Genomic DNA, 21110 nt, shown 5'->3' on the forward strand with positions numbered 1-21110 from the left:
ACGGTGCTCACTGCAGGTTTTTTGCAGCTTCTACAACGTTTTCGACAGTAAATCCATATTCTTTGAGAACGGTGCTTCCCGGTGCCGATGCACCGAAGTGGTCGATGCCGAGAATGATGCCTTCGTCGGTGGCATATTTATCCCATCCAAAGGGTGAAGCGGCTTCGATGACGACTCTCCTGCGGATGGATGAAGGCAACACGTCGTTACGGTATGTTTCCGGTTGCAGTTCGAACAACTCCCTTGAAGGCATAGAGACAACTCTTGTCGGTACCTTTTCTTGCTGAAGGACTCGTTGAGCTTCAAGGGCGAGGTGAACTTCGGAACCGGTTGCAACGAGAATGACCGGCCGGTTTCCTCCGGTCGAAGGAGTACTCCACTCCGAAAGGACGTAACCTCCTTTCGGTGTTCCTTCAGCAACAGGGTGGGTTTGCGGATCAATCACGGGAAGTGTTTGTCTCGAAAAAACAAGGGCTGTCGGTTTTTTATGTGTCAGCGCGATTTGCCACGCGGCTTTGGTTTCCTGAGCATCGGCAGGCCGGAGTACGGTAAGACCCGGAATAGAGCGTAGCATGACAAGTTGTTCGATCGGCTGGTGCGTCGGGCCGTCTTCACCGACCGCTATACTGTCATGAGTGAAAATGAAAATGGAGGGAACCTGCATGATAGCGGCGAGTCGTAGCGCCGGTTTCATGTAATCCGCGAAAACCAGGAAGGTCGCCCCATAGGGGATAAGCATTCGAGAGAGGGCCATGCCGTTGATAATGGCTCCCATGGCATGTTCCCTGACACCGAAACGGAAATTTGCTCCACCGTAATTTCCTGATGTGAAATCGGTGGCGTGTTTGACCTCGGTTCCGGTCGATGGTGCGAGGTCTGCGGACCCGCCGACCAGAAACGGAAGTTTTCCTACGATTGCATGCAGTACTTTGGAGGATGCTTTTCGCGTTGCCAGTTTTTCTTCCGGGCTGAATTCCGGAAGGAGGTTTTCCCAGCCATCAGGCAATGTATTCTGTAGCATGGTGTCCATCTCGGCTGCCAGGTCCGGATGTTTTTCGCTGTAAACCTTATAAAGGTCGTTCCATCGTTTTTCAGCAGTGGTTCCTTTTTCGACAATATTGCTCAGGTGGGCAGTTACGGATTCAGGAACATGGAAGGAGCTTCCTTCGGGAAAGCCGAATTTTTCTCTGACTATTGCCGCTTCATCCTCGCCGAGAGGTGCTCCGTGTGAAGCGGCGCTGTCCTGTTTGTGGGGGCTACCGAACCCGATGTTCGTTTTAGCGATGATCATCGAGGGTTTTACCGAAACCTCTTTCGCTTTTGTAACAGCATTTTCTACAGCTTCTATATCGTTACCGTCGATATTTTCTACGTGCCAACCATATGCTTCAAATCTCTGATGAACACTTTCCGTAAATGCCAGATCGGTTGAGCCTTCAATGGAAATACTATTGTGGTCATAGAGGCATATAAGCTTGCCAAGTCTCAAGTGTCCGGCAATGGAAGCGGCTTCCGATGTGATCCCTTCCATCAGGTCGCCATCACCGCATATGACGTACGTATTGTAGTCGATCAAATCCATTCCCGGCCTGTTGAGTCTTTCGGCACAGTATCGTTCTGCTATCGCCATGCCGACTGCGTTTGACAATCCCTGGCCGAGAGGGCCCGTTGTCGTTTCAACGCCCGGGGTGTGACCGTACTCCGGGTGACCCGGTGTTTGACTGCCCCATTGACGAAACTCTTTGAGGTCTTCAATCGAAAGATCGTAACCGGTCAGGTGGAGCAGACTGTAGAGGAGGGCCGAGCCGTGACCTGCAGAAAGCACGAAACGGTCACGGTTCAACCATTCCGGGTTGTCAGGGTTGTGCTTCATGAGTTTCGTCCAAAGCACATATGCCATGGGCGCCGCTCCCATGGGCATACCCGGGTGTCCTGACTGTGCTTTTTCCACCATGTCAACTGCTAACAGGCGTATGGTATTGATAGCCAGCTCGTCGATTGGATCAGTATGCATGAATTGCTCCTTTAGAGGAATTGTTGTCGTCAGGGATGCACAGCTGTGTTTCATGCCGTGCAGGCCCCGTCTTGACGGATTCGATTTTCACTAACTGGCAGGATGGACTCAAAATGCTCATTCCTGACTCACATAATGTAGTATATACGGGGATTTAATCCTGAGCACCAGGGCATTATGAGTTTTTTTTCTTTCCATTGTCTTCCGTGAAAACAATCGCTCTCAGAGTTGTCTTGTAAACAGAGGATGAGTAATTTGAGACCGTAAGATCTTTCAAAGAATAATTCATGTCTACTAATCCATGTCGCTGATCGACGGCTACGGTGTTTTGATCGGGAAGCTTCACCGCTACGAGTGTGACAATGGCCGTAACAAAAACGAATATTATCATTGTAATATCAGTGTGAGAACAGACAGCGGAGGGTATCGTTGCGCCATTGATCTTGACAGTAAAAATCAGCACGACGGTCTTCACTGGAGGATGGTCGAACTGGGTAAAAGTGATATGCTGGGGCTTGTTTCTCTCGAAAGCGGTTGGCACTTTCTCAAATCGGAACCGGGATCGGGTGCGCTCGACTATCTGAGAAGCCCAGAGCTGCAGCGGAGAGGTTTCTGTCAGAAATCCGGTGAAACCGATGTAACGGCGGAAGACGGTAGCGAGTGTTCAACCTGGAAGCATGGTACAAGTCTTGACGCTTTCGACGACCTCATGCAGGTACTGGAGGGTTCTGTCACGCTTTTGGTTTTCGGAGAGCCGTTTCGGCGAGGAAAAGGAGTGCATAACGTACATCAGAACCAGGGTGATCCTCCGCAAAGCCGCTGGTCGAGGGAAAACGGTATCTGGCAGGATGGTGCCGTTGCCGGCGTGAGGGGCGATGGAACGGTGAGGATCTTTCTCAGCAAGTTCAAAACTCAGGCAAGCCGTACCGATGACCGGGGAAAACCCTTGCTGTTTGGGGACCTGAATTCTGACGATTGATGTCGAGTACAGCGGTGGATGCATTCTTTCCCGAATGACCATGATGCTTGGTGTGGTGACTGCTGGCAGAGAACCACCTATTGCCGGCTTGTATTCCTTTTTTCAATCATCATGCCCCAAAGAGGGTTGTAGCCATGGATGTCGTCTGTTTCGCCATTTTCATTGACGACAGGATGTCCCTGGTTATACCATCGAAATATGCCACCTCGAAGGTTGTAACATTCCTGTGCTCCTTCAGCCTTGCACGCTCTGTAGACCCGGTTGAGGTAGTTGGAACTTCTCTGGCCGACAGAACAGTAGAAGAGTACCGTTTTTTCCCTGATCAGTGCGCCGTATTCCCTGATGAAGTCACTCGAAGGGGTTTCCGGCGGTAATTGCACAGCTCCGTCTATATGGCTTTTTGCGTACTCCTCAGCTGTACGAGTATCGAAAAGGATGATTTTTTCCTTGTTTTTCAGTCTTCTCGCGAGTTCATCGGCCGAGAGCAGAGGAACGGGATAACTCTTCTCGATCATGCTTTCTGTCACATCGAGAGCACCCTGCTTATCGATAGTATTGCCAAACATGATATGTTCCGCTATTGCGAAATGGGTTATTGTTTTATGTTTATGAAAACAACAATGATTTCAAGAAAGTGCCGCGGTGTTTACAGGTCTGAAACACCGCAAAAGAAAAATCCTGTGTATCTTGACTGTGTGGTTTATGATACTGTATATCGACCAGTGAAAACTCAAGGGAGGTTTTTATGGAACAAGGAGCACAGCCGTTCGACTTCGGACGTAAAGTCGACCCGAAGACGTTCGAGAAATTGATACAGGATGGATACGAGGTGGACCCTTCGAAATACCTTAAAGAGGGTTGGGATGTTTTCAAGTCCCGCCCCGGTGAGTTCATTGCCTTCAGTGTGATTATTTTTGTTGTATTCGGATTGTTTTCGAGGCTCGATTTCATAGGTCCCCTTGCTACAACAGCCATTGCTTCTCCACTGTTTGCGGGATTTATCATTGTTATTTTCATGCTTTTCAAGGGCAGGGAGGTCCAGTTCGGGGATTTTTTCAAAGGTTTCAACTATTTTCTGCCTCTTGTGCTGGCAGGTATTGTTTCTGGTATTCTTATCGGGATCGGTTTTGTTCTCGTACTGTTGCCGGGTATTTACCTCGCGGTGAGTTACCTGTTCGTATCCATGCTGATCATCGATTACCGCATGGAGTTTTGGCAGGCTATGGAGACGAGCCGCCAGATCGTGACGAAAAACTGGTTTTCTCTGTTTGTTTTTTTTCTGGTGCTTTTGGTGGTCAACCTGCTCGGGATGCTGGCGTTAGGGATCGGCATACTGGTGACCATGCCTCTGAGCATTTGTTCGATCTGTGTGGCGTACCGGGATATTGTCGGTTTGCACGAGGCGGGTGAATTGACAACGTAAGGAAACAGCGTTCCGGCAGGTTCATCATGATGGTGATTACAATAAAAAAGAGGCTGTCTCGATTGTGATTCCGAGACAGCCTCTTTTTTTTCTTCTTGACTGGATCACTGGCCGGGCATCTGCATGCCCTCGAACTTTTTCTGCATGCTTTTCATCATCTCTTCCATCTCTTTCATATTCTCCTCGTTCATCATGTCCTGCATTTGTTCAAGTTGTTTCATATCCTTGCCGGAAATCTGGGGAACCATCATCTGCAGGGCAGATTCTTTTTTGGTAAAACTACCGGGAACCTCAAAATATGATTTGTCTAGATTTTTCCGCTCAATCTTGACGAATTCCATGGTTGTGTTGGATTCTTTGTCCAGAACTTTGAGCGGAAAACCGTCGAGACCCGCTTTTTTCAAGCGGATGTCAAATGCTGCCGATCCTTTTTTCCGTCCCGGCTGCAACCGGGCGAAATCGGCAGCGCTGATAAGGTCTTTCGTCAGCCACATTTCGGTTTCACCGTGATCGTCGGTGATGCGAACATGCTTGCATTTGTAGCCATGCAGGGTTTCCGTGCCAAGCTGTTCGACCTTGTAGTCTTCTTTTTCCGTTTCTTCAACCATCGTATCGAACTCATCCTTGAACTCGTTCATGTCCAGGACGCTGTAGGTTTTTTCCTTTTCATTGAGCGTATACAACAGGTTTGGCTTGTCGGCGGGGGTCAAGGTTACAAGATGAAGCATAACGGTACCCGTTGCCGGATCGGCCAGATCCATTTCAAACCGTGTGCCGTGTTTCGAAATATACAGTTTACCGTTCTGAGCTCCTTCAGGAGCTGAAATCTGCATATGCAGAATACCCTCGAACTGTTTTCTGAACAAGCCTTCCGTCAGGGGTGCGGCTGGTTTGCCGGATGAAACAGCTTCCTGTGCTTTTTCTTCTGCTTTCTGCTGGCAGGCTGAAAGAAAAGAAAGCTGAAAAAAAGCAATCAATAAAAGCAGGATTAGTTTACGCATGATGACGAAAGATTTGATTATTCCTGAAATTGAAGAGAGGTAATTTACAAAAATGCATTTACTTTAGTTGGGTCTATCATACATATCAATGAAATAAGTGTAATCGGAAAAAATCATGAATAAGATGTCTTTTTTCTCTTCAATAATCCTTTTTTTTGCGTTTTCGGCTTTTGCTTTACCTCTTTATGCTGCAGATTCTGCTGTGACAGTTTCAGCTCAGGGGGTTGTTTCGGTCAAACCCGATATGGCGGAGCTTCGGATCCAGTTGATCGATAAAGCACGGACTGCCGAACAGTCGGTAGCAATTTCAGCAAAAAAGTACAAGACTGTTCAACAGGCATTGAGAACTATAAACGTCAGTGCAAACGATGCAAGAACAAAGTCTTTTTCGGTTCGCCAAGAATGGGAATGGAATAATTCGACCCAAAAAAGAGTTTTTAAAGGCTATGTTGCTACGCATGTGCTTCATGTTATTGTTGAGAATCTCGATGATGTTGGCCGTGTGATTGACGCATCAGTACGGGCAGGGGCCAACGAGATTCCTGTTATACGGTTCACCAGTTCGAAATATGAGGAAAAACGGCGCGAAGCACTGGTTGAAGCAGTAGAAAACGCAAAAAAAGATGCGCAGACTATGGCTATGGCATCTGGCCTGTCTCTGGGAAAGCTCCTTGATATGCAGCATGAATTTAGTCCTGTCTACCCTTTGCATGGAATGGCCCAAGGCAGGGCAGAAAAAGCCTTGTCTTCAACGGTTCCAACTGAAATTTTTCCAAGTGAACAGGATATCAATGTCTCGGTGCATTGCCGGTGGTCACTTGTCGGGAAATAAACCTGAAAGTGCCAAGAAGTTCCTCTTGGACAAAATGTTTCTTGAAATAAAGAAAAAAAAGTATCTTCTTTGTTAACATTTCCTGCATATCATTATATCGTGCAGTATCATACCTGAAATATATCGCGACCTCTTTTGTGCGCAAATTAATGAGTGGGCTTCGCAGTACAGAATAACTGATTCGGTATGAGGGATATTTTTGTTCCATGACCGAGAAAGGTACAAAAACTTTTCGCCGTGGCATAGATAGTTATGGCGGCTGCGTTTGCTTTTTTCTGTGTGCTTACTCTATTGAAACGAAGAAAAGGAGAAGATCATATGGCGATAAGACTCATCTGTCTTGTAATGTTTTTTGTTTTTTCACCTTTGAATGCGCGCTGTGTTCCTTCACAAAAAGAACTTTCCTCCACTATCCAGACTCTCTATCGAACTCCTGAACTAAGAAATAACATCGATTATACCGTCCTCAAGAAGGCAATGGTCGGGTATTATTCCTTGAAAAGCAAGGGGCAGTTGAAAAACGACAAGGTACTCACTATCATCGATTACAATCAGCCTTCCGTTAAAAAGCGTTTGTTTGTTATCGATATGGACAGGAACCGTCTTTTGACATCTTCGCTGGTTGCGCACGGTAAAAACAGCGGTCAGAATCTGGCTGTCAAGTTTTCCAATGTGCCGGGATCGTTTAAAAGCAGTCTCGGCTTTTTTGTGACCGACAGGACGTATCAGGGTAAACATGGTTATTCATTGAGACTCAAAGGGCTCGAGCAGGGTATCAATGACAATGCACTGATGCGCAATATCGTTATTCATGGTGCTGACTATGTTTCCACTGATTTTATCAGGCAGCACGGTCGCCTTGGAAGAAGTCTCGGATGTCCTGCACTGCCTTTTTCGGAGTACAGACAAGTGATCGATCTTATAAAAGGAGGGTCCTGTCTTTTTATCTATAATGGAAATAAAAGCTATGCTGGCCACTCCAACCTGCTCAATCCTGACATTGCCCTTAACAATCCAGCATAATATGTTTCCGGCGAATGCACTATACCCTGTACCGACGGGAAAACTCTTCGGCGGTACAGGGATGGAACTCTGGATGTACGATTAAGCGTTTTCTTCAAAACATTGCCGACAAAGAGCTGTATCGATGTATTTCGATACAGAGAGTATGGGTTTTTCAAGTCATAACCTGTTTTATTATGGTCGTTATACTGGTATTGCTTCTGGCAATCAGTCCCAGCGGTTCAGCGGAGGCTTCTCCGCAAAAAAACGATGTTTCTGCGACTAAACACGTTCGGTCAAGTTCAGGCGGAAGCAGTGATGTAAGGGAGAATATTCGCTGTCACATCGAGCAGCTCGAGGAAGACGTCGCTCTTCAAATCGGACGAGAAAAAGTCGCGTTCAACGCACTATTGGCGGATTTCTACAGATCGAACGACTTCAGCCCTGTCTGGGTTGAGCGCTCACAGGTTACCGAACTGCTTGAAGCGATCAAATCGGTAGAAGCCGACGGCCTTTCTCCCAAGGATTACCATATTGACGGAATACAGGAATTTTATGACGATGCCCCGTCTTCACCTTTTTTAAAGGCCAGGTATGAGTTGCTGCTTACCGATGCCATGTTCAAAATGTCTTATCATCTACTTCACGGCAAGGTTGATCCCGAGAAGATCGATTCCAACTGGAATCTCTCCAAAGGTGAAAATGGAAACGGGTTAGTCGGCAGTCTTGGGGACGCTCTTGCGGGCGACTCCCTTGGCGCAGTTATCTCGACGTTTCGTCCACGTCATCCGAAGTATACAAGTCTGAAAGAAGGACTTGCCAGGTACCGGCAGATTGCTGCCGACGGTGGTTGGATGAGCATTCCGGTCGGCCCTACCATCAAGGAGCCCGGCCAGTATGATGACAGAATGCCGGCGTTGAGGCGGCGTCTTGAAATAACCGGTGAAATCGAGGAACTGGCGCTCGTCGATACCTCATATGCATCAACTGCGCTTTTGTACAGCAGTGAGCTGATGGATGCCGTAAAACGTTTTCAGGCGCGACTTGGACTCGATGTCGACGGGGCGGTCGGTCCCAAGACGCTGCGGGCTCTCAATGTTCCTGTTTCTCGAAGGATTGACCAGATCCGCCTCAATCTTGATCGTTATCGATGGTTCATTCAGAAACTGGAACCTACGTTTCTCCTGGTCAATGTTGCCGGGTTTACCGTCCAGTATGTTGAAAACTGGAATTACCGGTGGGGGTCCAGAGTCATTGTGGGTGAACCCTACTGGAAAACCCCTGTATTCAAGGCGGATATGCAGTATATTATTTTTAATCCGTCATGGAATGTTCCGCCGGGTATTTTGAGAAAAGAAGCACTGCCTGCAATCAAGAACAATACAGGATATCTGGCAAGAAACGGGCTGCAGGTTATCGACCGTAACGGCCGTGTGGTGAATCCGGCTTCGATCAACTGGTCTTCATACAGTGCCGGTTCGCTGCCATATCGGCTGCGTCAGCCGCCTGGTACGAGAAACGCTCTCGGTCGTGTCAAATTCATGTTTCCGAACAAGCATCTGGTCTATCTCCATGATACGCCAAGTAAGCATCTTTTCGATAGAAGTACACGAGCGTTCAGCCACGGTTGTATTCGTCTTCAAAACCCACTCGAACTTGCACAGATTCTGCTTGGATGGCGTGAAGACGATGTCGAGAACGTTATCGCTACCGGTAAGACCAGGACGGTTCATCTTCCTCAGACAGTTCCGATTTTCATGGTGTACCTGACCGCTTTGGTAGAGAATGACGAAGTGCTGTTCAGGGACGATGTATACAATCGTGATGAAGCGGTTTTCAGTGCTCTAAACGAGCCGTATCCCTATAAAACGGTTGAAAGCTGTACGTTTTAGGGGTTTTTCCACTGGCGTACAGGAAAAAGGTTTTTTCGGATATTTGTATCCAATCTGTTGTTTTCTTCACTCCTGCCGGTTACTTTATACTGTTCAATAAGGCGTATCAGGAAACGGAAGACGGTGAAAATCCGTCGCGGACGCGCCACTGTAACTGACAAAATACCTGTAGGAGCCACTGTATCCCCCACATGGCAGGAAGGTTGCTACACTAAAGGGTCAGAAGCCAGGAGACGCCCTGATCGCACGGAGCACGAATGTCTCGCGATTAGACAGGTATGCTGAAAAGTTGCGGTTCGGCGGCGTACAACGTCGTAGCTGATCGTACTTTGAATCGTCTTCATTTCGAGGTTTCGTTGCTTCTTTCAGTCAATCACTGTCAAAAGGAGTAACAATGATCAAAAAACACATTGCAGGTTTTCCGAGAATCGGAGTCGGTCGGGAGCTGAAAAAAGCGCTCGAGGCTTACTGGAAGGGAGAGGTTTCCCAAGAATTGCTGGAGGCGACGTGCCGAAGGCTTAAGCTTCACCATTGGGGAATTCAGGAAAATGCCGGTTTATCCTATGTCGCAACCGGCGATTTTTCTCTCTATGACCATGTTCATGATGTCACGGCAATGCTTGGTGCGGTCCCCGAGCGGTTTGGCGAAGTGGATACCTCCGGTGTCGATAGCGATACCTATTTCAGAATGGCTCGAGGAGATGCTGCAGCGAACATTGCGGCGATGGAGATGACGAAATGGTTCAATACCAACTATCATTACATCGTTCCTGAAATCTTTCCGTCTTTCTCGCCGTCTCTTTCTTCCCGCAGAATTGTCGAGGATACCCGTGAAGCGATAAAAGCAGGGTTTCGGCCCAAACCGGTTCTGGTGGGGCCGGTTACCTGGTTGTCCCTTGCAAAAGCGTCCGAAGGGTGTGATCGGTGGGAAAAACTCGAAGACGTCGTCGCTGTTTACTGCCATATACTATCGGAGCTTGCTGAATTCTGTCACTGGATACAACTCGATGAGCCGATACTTTGTGCGGATATGGTTCCACAGGCCCAAGAAGCTTTCATTCCGGTATACAAAAGGCTGAATGCAGCGTCTGGAAAAGCTTCGTTGCTGCTTGCAACGTATTTCGATACTCTTGACGACAATCTCGATCTCGCCCTATCTTCCGGTTGTGACGGGCTTCATGTCGATCTTGTTCGTGGCCGTGAATGCCTTGAACAGGTGCTGGGTGGTTTGCCGGCGACGATGGTTATTTCCGCGGGGATCGTCGATGGCCGTAACATATGGAAGACAGACTTCGAACAGGCCCTGGAGGTTCTTGTCAGGATTAGGCGTGAAGTGGGCGAAGAACGCTTCATGATTGCCTCGAGCTGTTCACTTCTGCACTCACCGGTTGATCTGGAAGAAGAAGCTTCTCTAAGTGCCGAGTTGAAAAACTGGATGGCGTTTGCCGTTCAGAAGTGTGATGAAATCAGTGTTTTGGGGGATATTCTGGATTGTTGGGACTGCAGTGAAGCGCTCATTGAAAATGCCGAAGCCATTCAGTCACGGCGAAAAAGTGCAAGGGTCGAAAATAAGGATATTCGAAAACACTGTGCAACTGTCAGCGATCGGATGCTGCACAGAAACAGCGCTTATCCGGAACGCCGTAAACAACAGGCATGGCTGAATCTTCCTTTGTTTCCTACAACGACGATCGGTTCTTTTCCCCAGACAGCGGAAGTTCGCAGACAGCGCAGGCTTTTCAGCAGAGGGATGCTGGAGGCCGGAGAGTATCAGCGGTTTCTCGAGAATGAAATTCGTGGAATCATCGAAAGACAGGAGGGGTTAGGTCTGGATGTTCTTGTTCACGGTGAGGTTGAACGCAATGATATGGTTGAGTATTTCGGTCAGCAGATGGAGGGGTTTTGTTTCACCGAAAACGGATGGGTACAGAGCTACGGAAGCAGATGCGTCAAACCACCGATTATTTATGGTGATGTTGCACGTTCCGGTCCGATGACGGTTGAGTGGAGCACATTTGCTCAGTCTCTGACCGTGAAACCGGTTAAAGGAATGCTGACAGGGCCAGTAACCATTCTCAGCTGGAGTTTCGTTCGTGATGATCTCGAGCGTTCGGAGGTTTGTCGCCAGGTCGCTCTTGCCTTGAGGGACGAGGTTCAGGATCTGGAACATGCAGGAATCAGGGTTATCCAGATCGATGAAGCAGCTCTGAGCGAGGGTATGCCGCTCAAGAAAAAGGACAGGGCATCGTATCTTCGATGGGCTGTCGATGCTTTCCGATTGACCTCTTCGGGTGTTGCCGATTCGACCCAGATCCACACGCATATGTGCTACAGCGAGTTCAATCATATCATCGGATACATAGCTGCAATGGATGCCGATGTCATCAGCATCGAGTCCAGCAGGAGCCGTATGGAGCTGCTCGACGCTTTCAGGGATTTCAGATATCCAAATGAAATCGGGCCGGGGATTTACGATATCCATAGCCCGAGGGTTCCTTCTAAAGAAGAGATGATGGCGCTTCTGGAAAAGGCTCTGGTTTTCATTCCCAAAGAGAGGCTTTGGGTCAATCCTGATTGCGGGCTGAAAACAAGGGCATGGCCTGAAACTATAGCATCGATCAGAAACATGGTTGCAGCGGCTCATGCTTTGAGGGAGGTGCACAGCTATGTTTGCTGATCGAGTGACTTGGGAGAGAATGGTATGGGGGTGAAGCGTGCATCGCCTGCCTCTCAAGGTTGTCTCACCGTCGATGCCGGATCAAGTCCGGCATGACTTTTTTTAGAGTTTGGCTTTTGCGTCTGCTGCGTGTTGTCATGCGGTAAGGGGCTCTACCTCATTACTCTCCGACGCGTAGTGAATGTGCGACGTGAGCCATTTTTCGATTTCTTTTGTGCTCATTCCCTTTCGCGTTGCATACTCTTCGACTTGTTCTTTCGTGATCGATCCCAGAGCGAAATATCTTGCTTCAGGGTGTGCGAAATAGGTGCCGCAGACCGATGCTGGCGGGTTCATCGCACAGCTTTCAGTAAGGGTGACACCTGTGTTGGTTTCTGCGTTGAGAAGGTTGAATAACAACACTTTTTCCGAGTGATCAGGGCAGGCAGGATATCCCGGTGCCGGCCGGATACCCAGTGAAGCATCGGGATTTTCGTTCGAAACATAACCCCACACACGTTGCGCAACTTTTTCGTGCAGCATTTGTGCGAATGCTTCCGCTAGCCTGTCTGCCAGTGCCTGAGCCATGATGCGGTGATAGTCATCATGTTCTTGTTCGAAACGTTTCATCAGCTGCTTCAATCCATGACCGGCGGTAACGGCAAAACAACCGATATAGTCTTTTATACCGCTCGAGGCGGGTGCTATGAAATCGGCAAGGGCGAGGTTAGGCGTTTCATTTTTTTTCTCGGCTTGCTGTCTCAGGGTATGAAGGGTCGTCAGAAGTGAGGTTCTGCTCTCGTCGGCATACACCTCGATGTCATCTCCTTTGCTGTTTGCCGGGAAGATGCCCACCACACCTTTTGCTGTCAACGTATGTTCCGCGCAGATCGTGCCGAGTAAACTGTTGGCATCGTTGAAAAGCTTACGGGCTTCCGTTCCGTACCCTTCATGATCGAATATTGCCGGATATTTGCCGTGCAGTTCCCAAACTGCGAAAAAAGGTGTCCAGTCTATGTAGTTGCGAAGCTCATCCAGTGAAACATCGTCGAATATAGTTATTCCCGGGTGGCGCGGTGTTGTGACCGTATCACTACCCCAGGATAGTTTCGCTCTGTTTTCTCTTGACTTTTCCAGACTCAGCAAATTTTTCGTAGCGTTTCTCGCGGCATGGCTTTCGCGCAACTCTTCTTGTTCTTTCTGCAGTTTCGCTATAAAGTCGTCATGGAGCGAGGGCGTTACCAGATTGGCTACAGCCGGAACACTCCGGGAGGCGTCGAGTACCTGAACAACCTGGCCCGAGTAGTTCGGTGCGATTTTCACCGCAGTGTGAACCCTCGATGTCGTCGCTCCTCCTATCAACAGTGGAATTTTCATTCCCTTTCGTTCCATCTCTTTGGCAACGTGGACCATTTCGTCGAGTGACGGAGTTATCAGTCCGCTGAGACCGATTACGTCCGCATGCTCTTTTTCAGCGGCATCGAGGATTTTTTCACAGGGCATCATGACCCCGATATCGACAACATCGAAGTTGTTGCAGGCAAGAACTACCGCAACGATGTTCTTGCCGATATCATGAACATCCCCTTTTACGGTTGCAAGCAGAATCTTTGCCGCAGGTTTGGCGTCTTTTGTTTTCGCTTTTTCCTCTTCTATGAACGGGATGAGGTATGCGACGGATTTTTTCATCACACGAGCGCTTTTGACGACCTGCGGGAGAAACATTTTTCCCTCGGCGAAGAGGTCGCCGATCACGTTCATCCCGTTCATCAACGGACCTTCGATGATGTCGAGCGGACTCTGGTATTTTTGACGAGCTTCTTCCGTATCGTCGTCGATATATTCGACAATGCCTTTTATGAGGGCATGCTGCAGCCGTTCTTCGACGGTTCCGTTACGCCATTCGGCTTGTTTTGTCTCGCTTTTTACATCGCCTATTTTGACGGTTTCAGCGAATTCGACAAGTCGCTCGGTCGCGTCATCCCGCCGGTTGAGGAGCACATCTTCGACCCGTTCAAGCAATTCCTCGCCGATGTCATTATAAACAGCGAGCTGACCGGCATTGACAATGCCCATGTCGAGTCCCGCCTGAATGGCATGGAACAGGAATGCGGCATGCATCGCTTCACGTACGGGGTTGTTGCCACGGAAAGAGAACGAGACGTTACTGATACCTCCCGATACTTTCGCATGTGGAAGATTCTGCTTTATCCAACGGACGGATTCGATAAAGTCTACGGCATAGTTGTTGTGTTCTTCGATGCCGGTAGCGACGGTGAGTACATTCGGATCGAAAATGATGTCCTGGGGAGGAAAGCCTATTTCCTCGGTGAGGATCGTATATGCCCGCTGACAGATCTCGATGCGGCGTTCAAGGGAATCGGCCTGGCCTTTTTCATCGAACGCCATGACAACAGCTGCGGCACCGTACTGCAAGACTTTTTGTGCACGTTCCCTGAAAAGTTCTTCTCCCTCTTTCAGGCTGATGGAGTTGACAATACATTTACCCTGGGTACAGCGAAGACCGCTTTCGATCACCGACCATTTCGATGAGTCGATCATCAAAGGAACTTTGGCTATCTCGGGTTCGGAGGCAATGAGGTTGACGAAGTCATGCATTACCTTTTCTGAATCGAGCATTCCTTCATCGACATTGATATCGATGACCTGGGCCCCGTTTTCAACCTGTTGACGGGCAATGGAAAGTGCGTCTTCGTATTGCTCTTCGCGGATAAGGCGTGCAAATTTTCTCGACCCTGTAACATTGGTGCGCTCTCCGACGTTGATGAATCCCGTCGTCCGGTTGATAAAAAGCGGTTCAAGGCCGGACAGGCGTAATTCGTTGGAGGGAACCGGTTTTTTCCTTGGCTCGATCGTTGAAACCGTTTTGGCAATGGCTCTGATATGGTCTGGGGTTGTTCCACAGCAGCCGCCGACGATGTTGACAAATCCCGATTCAGCAAAATCTGCGATTTGAGCAGCCATGTAGTCAGGGCTGTCATCGTATTCGCCGAATTCATTCGGCAGGCCGGCATTGGGGTAGACGCTGACAAAGCTGTCAGCTATATTCGATAAGGTTTCAAGAAATGGTCTCATCTGTTTCGCTCCCATAGCACAGTTCAAACCAACACTCAATAGTCCGGGGGTGTGTGCTACGGAAACCCAGAACGCTTCAGTCGTCTGGCCGGAAAGAGTTCGTCCGCTTGCATCGACGATGGTTCCTGAAATCATGACAGGGAGCTGGACCCCTTTTTCCCGCGAAAGCTGATCGATAGCGTAAATGGCCGCCTTGCAGTTGAGGGTATCGAAGACCGTTTCGACAAGCAGAAGGTCTACACCTCCTTCCATGAGGCCTTCAATCTGCTGACGATAGTTATCGACAACCTTCTCGAATGATACCGCCCGGTAACCGGGATTGTTGACATCCGGAGAAAGAGAGAGCGTTTTGTTTGTCGGCCCAACGGACCCTGCCACGAAACGGGGTTTCGAGGGGTCATTTTGTGTATAGGCATCAGCAGCCTTTCGTGCCAGATGTGCGGCTGCCAGGTTCAGTTCTCTTATAAGGTTTTCAGTACCGTAATCGGCTTGAGAAACCGGGTTTGCATTGAAGGTATTGGTTTCGATTATGTCCGATCCTGCTTCGAGGAACTCACAATGAATGGCATGGATGATATCGGGCTGCGTGAGAACAAGAATATCGTTGTTCCCTTTGAGAGGATGGGAATGAGTAGCAAACCTTTCAGCTCGAAAATCTTTTTCTTCGAGTTTGTATCGCTGGATCATGGTACCCATGGCTCCATCCAGCACAAGTATGTTCTTTTTCAGTATGCTTGCAGGTGTTTGCTTCATTGTTGTTTGGCATCTTCTCAAAGGCTTCTCAAGTAAATGTCGTTCTGCGTCGGGATTTCTTCACGGCACATGTTCGAAATTCTCATACCCGCGAACGTTTGTCGGTCGCTCCTGTTTTTTCGCGCTTTACGCTTCGTGTTCCGATTCAACTGGAACCCATGACAATTAAGAGAGAGCCCTACGTATTAAAAGCTTGAATATACGCAATCTCCATCAATTCCTGTGCATAAGGATTCCTCCGGTCAGGGCGATGCTTTCGCACGGTAAAGCCAGTCCCTGATGAGTTCCAGCGCTTCGGCGTTGATTTCATGTCCCATAGCGTATTCTCTGTAGGTGAGCCTGTCGGCGTGTTCCTGAAGCCAGCGTTCGGAGTGCCTGCCGTTGGTGACGGGCAGGACGTCGTCATAGATGCCGTGCACGACAAGGAACGGAAGGGCCCGAAAAAGGTCCGGTTCTGCATTGACAAGAGACGGGGATGCGGGGAATTGCCCGCTCAACGCTATGACGCCATGAAGCAGGGCCGGTTCGGCAAGGGCCGCAAGATAGCTCATGACCGCACCCTGACTGAACCCCATCAGCCAGACTTTATTTTCTCGTGCTTTGTATCGATCCACGATGCCGTGCAGAAATCCAAGAAGCGTCTCTTTTGTTCTTCCGGCAGCTTCACGGTCGACGGTGATGCCTTCCTGCGTAAACTCGATGGGGAACCAGCCATACGTTTCCGGTGCGAGAACGAGAGGTGCTCTTGGTGTGATGAGATGAAGGTTCTCTCCGAGTGACGGGGCAAGCTGCATGAGGTCTTTTTCATTACTGCCGTAACCGTGTAGCATGACAAGAATATCCTCCCTCTGTTTTGATGCAGAGGGCCTGTCGAGATAGGTGAGAGACGATTGTGTACGTTGAAGCATGATGAAAATTCAACTATGAAAAGTAAAAGATGATCGTTGCCGGCTATAGTTTTACCGTTCCTTTGTCACTCGATGCCTGATGTGAATCAAGAGGGGGGTCTGCTAGAGCCTCTTCTATAATACCGCCGCCGATAACCTCTTCTCCCTGGTAGAACACGACAGCTTGACCGGGGGCTATCGATTGTTTGGAGTTGTCGAAAACCACCTCGACACGGTTTTCTGAAAGGGAAACGACACTGCAGGCTCCCTCGGTATCACGGTAACGTATTCGGGCGGAGGCTCTTATCGGTCTTTCCGGACGGTCGATACCGATCCAGTTCACCTGCTCTGCAGTAAGCCTTCTGCATTCAAGCATCACTTTGCTGCCGACGTGGAGACGATTCTTTTCCGCATCGAGGCTCCTGACGTACAGTGGTTCGGGAGATGATATGCCGAGCCCTTTTCGTTGTCCGATCGTGTAAAACGGGTAGCCGGCGTGTCGGCCGATAACCTTTCCCTCGCTGTCGATGATTTTTCCACCTTTGAGTTTTTCTGATAGTTCTGGCAGGGATGAGTGTAAAAATTTCCTGTAATCGTTATCGGGCACAAAACATATTTCCTGACTCTCTTTTTTCTCCGCCGATCTGACACCGTAACTTCGGGCAAGTTTTCGTACTTCGGGCTTCGTGAGAGTCCCGAGGGGCAGAATTGTTTTTGAAAGTTCTTCGATGCCGAGCATCCACAGAAAGTAGCTCTGGTCTTTCTGCCGGTCGGTTCCTTTCAAAAGACGGTATCTGCCACTCTTGAAAGCGATGCGTGCATAATGTCCGGTGGCGATCCGGTTCGCCTGCAGGATCTCGGCTCCTTTGAGGAGTCCATTCCATTTGATGAGTTTATTGCATACCATACAGGGGTTGGGTGTTCGCCCAGCAAGATAAGCCTGTTGGAAATACGCTATGATGTCTCTCCGAAAGCTGCCGCTCAGGTTGAAAGAAAAGACCGGGAAACGGTACTCGCATCGGTCGCTGATTATCAGCGAAGATTCTTCGAGGTTCAGATTGTCGTCCGAATGGTCCAATACCTTGATATGCAGGCCGGTAACCCGGTATCCTTGCTCTACGAGCATGCAGGCGGCAACAGCGGAATCGACTCCTCCGGAAAGACCGACTATGACGTGTTCCTTATTTTTCATTCTTTTAACTGAGTTTATATCCGGGGCCGCCACCTCCCTCCGGAGGTGTCCAGGTAATTATGCGGTACGGGTCTGCGATCTCACAGGTTTTGCAATGCAGGCAGTTGGATGGAGAAAGCTTCAGTACGGGGTCGGTCTCGTGATCGATTTCATAGACTCCTGCCGGACAGAAGTGCTGACACGGATTGCCGAATTCTTCAGTGCATTTTGTTGTGCAAATATCGGCGATATCTACAGGGTTTATGAGTAAATGGCATGGCTGGTTCTCTTCGTGGATGGTTCCCGACGCGAAAAGGTCGGCGTTTTTTGAAAAGGTAAGTGAGTCGTCGGGTCGAAATGCCTGTTTTTTCTGTAACCAGTTCCGGTACTCTTTTCTCTTGGGGAGTAATCTGTTTTCTTTTGGCGCCGATGCTTTTTCCACAAGTCCGATACCGGGTATTTTCAGGGAAAGCCCTGCCTGAACAAGGCCTTTGTAGAGCCCTTGTTCGAATGACTGCCGGTAGTTTCTTGCCTGGAACATCTCTCCGGAAACGACGGATTCTTCAAGACGGTTGCGATAGGAACGAAAAGCGTCTTCTGAAAAGTCATTGGTAAGCAGAGAGGCAAAGAGTGTTTCCGCGGCATGGATGCCCGATTGCATCGCAAGGTGAAGGCCTTTCAGGCGCTGCATGTTTACAAGCCCGGCGGTTTCGCCGGTAAGCAGAAAACCGGGGCCGGATGGCTTCGGCATGGTATGGTAGCCACCGGATGTAATGGCTTTTGCTCCATATTCGAGCAAACGGCCTTCCCGGATGATCGACTGTATGAACGGGTGCTGCTTGAAGAGCTGAAGGTTGTAATGAGGGTCGACAACCGGCCGGAAAGGTTCTACCGATGTGACGAATCCGAGTGATAGTTCAGTGTCGGACAGGGCGTAAAGCCACCCCCCTCCGTATACCGACGAGGGCAGCGGATAGCCGAACGTATGCCGGACATCGCCGGCTTTTATTCGTCCAGCCGGAACGTTCCATGTCTCCTTGACGCCGGTTTCATAGAGCTGTGGCCGAGCTTCCTCCGACAAACTGAACGCCCTGTCGAGCTGACGGAAAATCGAGCCGTGAGCACCTTCTCCTACAACGATGGCTTTTGCATTGAGTCGCATTCCCGGTTCGGCGCCGGGTTTGGTGTTGCCCTCTTTGTCGATGCCTTTGTCATCGGTGACAACGCCTACCATCCGTCCGTTTTCGATGACAGGTTCGACTGCTGCGGTATTATCGAGAATCGTCAAGCCTTCTGTTTCGGCTACTTCGCCAAGCCAGGATCCGAACCTGCTCAATGAAACGACAGAGCAGTTCTCGTTGCGGAAAGGTTCGGGGAGATAGGGTATCGGAAACTTCTTTTTTTCGGAAAGAAACCAAACCGATTCATTCGTGACTTCAGTTTCGACAGGGCAGCCCCTTTGCCGGAAATCGGGCATGAAGCTTTCCAAAACAGAGGGATCGAGTATTGCTCCTGACAAAAGGTGAGAACCCGTGTATTTTCCTTTTTCAAGAATGATGATGTCTGGCTCGATCGGTGTGTTTTCCCCTGCATTATGGCAGGTGACGAGGCGCTGCAAATGCACGGCTGCGGTGAGATTTGCAGGTCCGGCACCTATGAAAACGATATCGAAATCAAGTGATTCTTTTTCAGCTGACACGTTATTACACAATTGATTTGTTACCTGGACTGAGCGTTTCCGCTGACGCCCCACATTAACAATGTACATAGAGCGGGATTATTCCTGGCCTGTCAGGCGCAGGTGGAAAACCGACGAAGAGTCGTCCCCTTCATGATTGCCGATCATACCAGGTCTTTTTTTCTTACACAAAACTTGCGGTACCTCTGCACCTTGTATCTCCGTCTGATTCAACGATTGCCCAATTCGGGTGCAGCACAGGAGTGTTGCTTCAGGGACAATTGAACTCTCTCGAACCAATTCAGCATGCTTCAAAGAAGTATTCCCCTCAGGAAAACGGTTGCTACACTGAAATAAATGATGATGCCTGCAACATCGACAATTGTCGCAACGAAAGGCGCTGAAGATGTGGCAGGGTCGAGCCCCCAACGTTGCAGAAGAAGCGGAAGCATGGAACCGGCAAGGGTCCCGAGGAGGACGACACCGATGAGTGACACACCGACGGTATAGCCGACGGTGAGCCATTCGATGTTGTAAGAACCGAGAATAATCGACCAGAACACCACTCTGAATATGCCGATGAGGCCCAACAGACTGCCAAGGGCGAGTCCGGACAGAATTTCTCTTCTCATAACTCTCCACCAGTCCTTGATGGTGATCTCCCCGAGAGCCAATGCTCTTATGATCAGAGTCGCCGCCTGAGAACCTGAATTACCGCCGCTCGATATGATCAGCGGAATAAACGTCGCGAGCACGATGGCTTTCGCGAGTTCGTCTTCGAAAAACGCCATGGCCGAAGCGGTCAGCATTTCACCGAGAAAAAGCACCACGAGCCAAACGCCTCGTTTTTTTATGACTTCCAGGATCGGCAGGTCCATATACGGTTCGTCGAGGGCTTCAATACCGCCGAACTTCTGGATATCTTCAGTTTCTTCCTCTTCGGCAACATCGAGCATATCATCGACCGTAACGATACCGATCAGATAGCCGTTGGAATCGACAACCGGAAGTGCGACCCGGTCGTAACGCTTGAACGTTTCAAGTGCATCCTGCTGGTCCTGTGTGGCTGTGAGGGTAATGATTTTTTCTTCCGATATCAGGTCTTTTACCTTTTTTTCCGGCTGTGACAGCAGCAGTTCCCGGGCGGCAAGTTCTCCGATCAGCTTTCCGTAATCATCAACTACATAGATGACGTTCAACGTTTCACTGTCGTGGCCGTATTTCCTGATATAGTCGAGAACTTCAGTGATCGTCCAGTCTTTTTTTATACTGATATAATCCGGAGACATCAGTCGCCCGACACTGTCTTCGGAATAAGCAAGCAGAGTCTTGGCGATTTTGAACTCTTCGAACGAAAGAAGCTTCAGCAGTTCCTGCACGACGTTGCTCGGTAGTTCTTCGAGCATTTCGGTTCGGTCGTCGGGAGACATGCTGTTGAGAATGTGTGTTACATCTTTTTTGGTAAGGGCTGTAAGCAGGTTCTGCTGAGCGTCGATATCGAGGTACTCGAACGTTTCAGTGGCAACGCCCCGTGGAAGAAGCCGGTAAAGGATTGCCTGTTCGTTTTCCGGAAGATCGGATATCAGCTCGGCAAGATCGACAGGAAGCCAATCGGTGAAAATCCGCTGTAGAGCACTGAAGTTTCTGCGCTCGATCAGTTCTCTTATTTCTGGTAGGATTGGAGTCCCGATCATGTTTAGGATAGTTTAACGGCTTGCCTTAAAAA

The 21110-nt window shown here is 49.2% G+C and carries 14 protein-coding genes and 1 riboswitch; of the genes, 6 read left to right on the forward strand and 8 right to left on the reverse strand.

The features are described from left to right. Positions 1–7: 7 nt before the first annotated feature. A complete protein-coding gene (gene tkt, locus QZ209_RS10790; protein ID WP_294347772.1) occupies positions 8–2014 on the reverse strand; it encodes a transketolase in 2007 nt (668 codons plus the stop codon). A gap of 301 nt (positions 2015–2315) precedes the next feature. Here tkt and QZ209_RS10795 point away from each other — a divergent pair, with 301 nt between their 5' ends. Further along, a complete protein-coding gene (locus QZ209_RS10795) occupies positions 2316–2993 on the forward strand; it encodes a YukJ family protein (protein ID WP_294347775.1) in 678 nt (225 codons plus the stop codon). Between the two features lie 77 nt (positions 2994–3070). On the opposite strand, the gene QZ209_RS10800 is transcribed toward QZ209_RS10795, so the two are convergent. After that, complete coding sequence (locus QZ209_RS10800) at positions 3071–3559, reverse strand: rhodanese-like domain-containing protein (protein ID WP_294347777.1); 489 nt, start codon at positions 3557–3559, stop codon at positions 3071–3073. A gap of 179 nt (positions 3560–3738) precedes the next feature. Between QZ209_RS10800 and QZ209_RS10805 the strand changes: the two genes are divergently transcribed. Further along, positions 3739–4416 carry a hypothetical protein gene (locus QZ209_RS10805; RefSeq protein WP_294347779.1) on the forward strand — a complete coding sequence of 226 codons (678 nt, stop codon included), beginning with the start codon at positions 3739–3741 and terminating at the stop codon, positions 4414–4416. Positions 4417–4520: 104 nt separating this feature from the next. Here QZ209_RS10805 and QZ209_RS10810 read toward each other — a convergent pair whose 3' ends face one another. Beyond that, positions 4521–5417, reverse strand: a complete 897-nt coding sequence (locus QZ209_RS10810; RefSeq protein ID WP_294347781.1) for a DUF4412 domain-containing protein — start codon at positions 5415–5417, stop codon at positions 4521–4523. Between the two features lie 115 nt (positions 5418–5532). Here QZ209_RS10810 and QZ209_RS10815 point away from each other — a divergent pair, with 115 nt between their 5' ends. The 4 genes from QZ209_RS10815 (at position 5533) to metE (ending at position 11820) form a co-directional block, all read left to right on the forward strand. Then, positions 5533–6249, forward strand: coding sequence for an SIMPL domain-containing protein (locus QZ209_RS10815; RefSeq protein ID WP_294347784.1), 717 nt, complete (start codon positions 5533–5535; stop codon positions 6247–6249). A gap of 318 nt (positions 6250–6567) precedes the next feature. Further along, entirely contained in the window at positions 6568–7272 is a 705-nt protein-coding gene (locus QZ209_RS10820) for a murein L,D-transpeptidase catalytic domain family protein (protein ID WP_294347786.1), read from the forward strand. Positions 7273–7448: 176 nt separating this feature from the next. Beyond that, a complete protein-coding gene (locus QZ209_RS10825) occupies positions 7449–9143 on the forward strand; it encodes a L,D-transpeptidase family protein (protein ID WP_294347788.1) in 1695 nt (564 codons plus the stop codon). A gap of 82 nt (positions 9144–9225) precedes the next feature. Further along, positions 9226–9399, forward strand: a riboswitch (cobalamin riboswitch). A 138-nt stretch (positions 9400–9537) separates the two neighbouring features. Continuing rightward, the gene (gene metE / locus QZ209_RS10830) at positions 9538–11820 is read left to right on the forward strand and encodes a 5-methyltetrahydropteroyltriglutamate--homocysteine S-methyltransferase (protein WP_294347790.1); all 2283 of its coding nucleotides are present in this window, start codon (positions 9538–9540) and stop codon (positions 11818–11820) included. 135 nt (positions 11821–11955) lie between these two features. On the opposite strand, the gene metH is transcribed toward metE, so the two are convergent. From metH to mgtE, 5 genes are all read right to left on the reverse strand, one after another. Further along, the gene (metH, locus tag QZ209_RS10835; protein ID WP_294347791.1) at positions 11956–15648 is read right to left on the reverse strand and encodes a methionine synthase; all 3693 of its coding nucleotides are present in this window, start codon (positions 15646–15648) and stop codon (positions 11956–11958) included. A gap of 242 nt (positions 15649–15890) precedes the next feature. Then, on the reverse strand, positions 15891–16556 hold the full coding sequence (locus tag QZ209_RS10840) for an alpha/beta fold hydrolase (protein WP_294347794.1): 666 nt from the start codon (positions 16554–16556) through the stop codon (positions 15891–15893). A gap of 43 nt (positions 16557–16599) precedes the next feature. After that, the gene (gene mnmA, locus QZ209_RS10845; RefSeq protein ID WP_294347797.1) at positions 16600–17727 is read right to left on the reverse strand and encodes a tRNA 2-thiouridine(34) synthase MnmA; all 1128 of its coding nucleotides are present in this window, start codon (positions 17725–17727) and stop codon (positions 16600–16602) included. 4 nt (positions 17728–17731) lie between these two features. Next, the gene (locus tag QZ209_RS10850) at positions 17732–19405 is read right to left on the reverse strand and encodes an electron-transfer flavoprotein:ubiquinone oxidoreductase (protein WP_294347800.1); all 1674 of its coding nucleotides are present in this window, start codon (positions 19403–19405) and stop codon (positions 17732–17734) included. A 290-nt stretch (positions 19406–19695) separates the two neighbouring features. Beyond that, a complete protein-coding gene (mgtE, locus tag QZ209_RS10855; protein ID WP_294347802.1) occupies positions 19696–21078 on the reverse strand; it encodes a magnesium transporter in 1383 nt (460 codons plus the stop codon). Positions 21079–21110 lie beyond the last annotated feature (32 nt).

The organism is Prosthecochloris sp. (assembly GCA_015482705.2).
Lineage (GTDB): Bacteria > Bacteroidota > Chlorobiia > Chlorobiales > Chlorobiaceae > Prosthecochloris.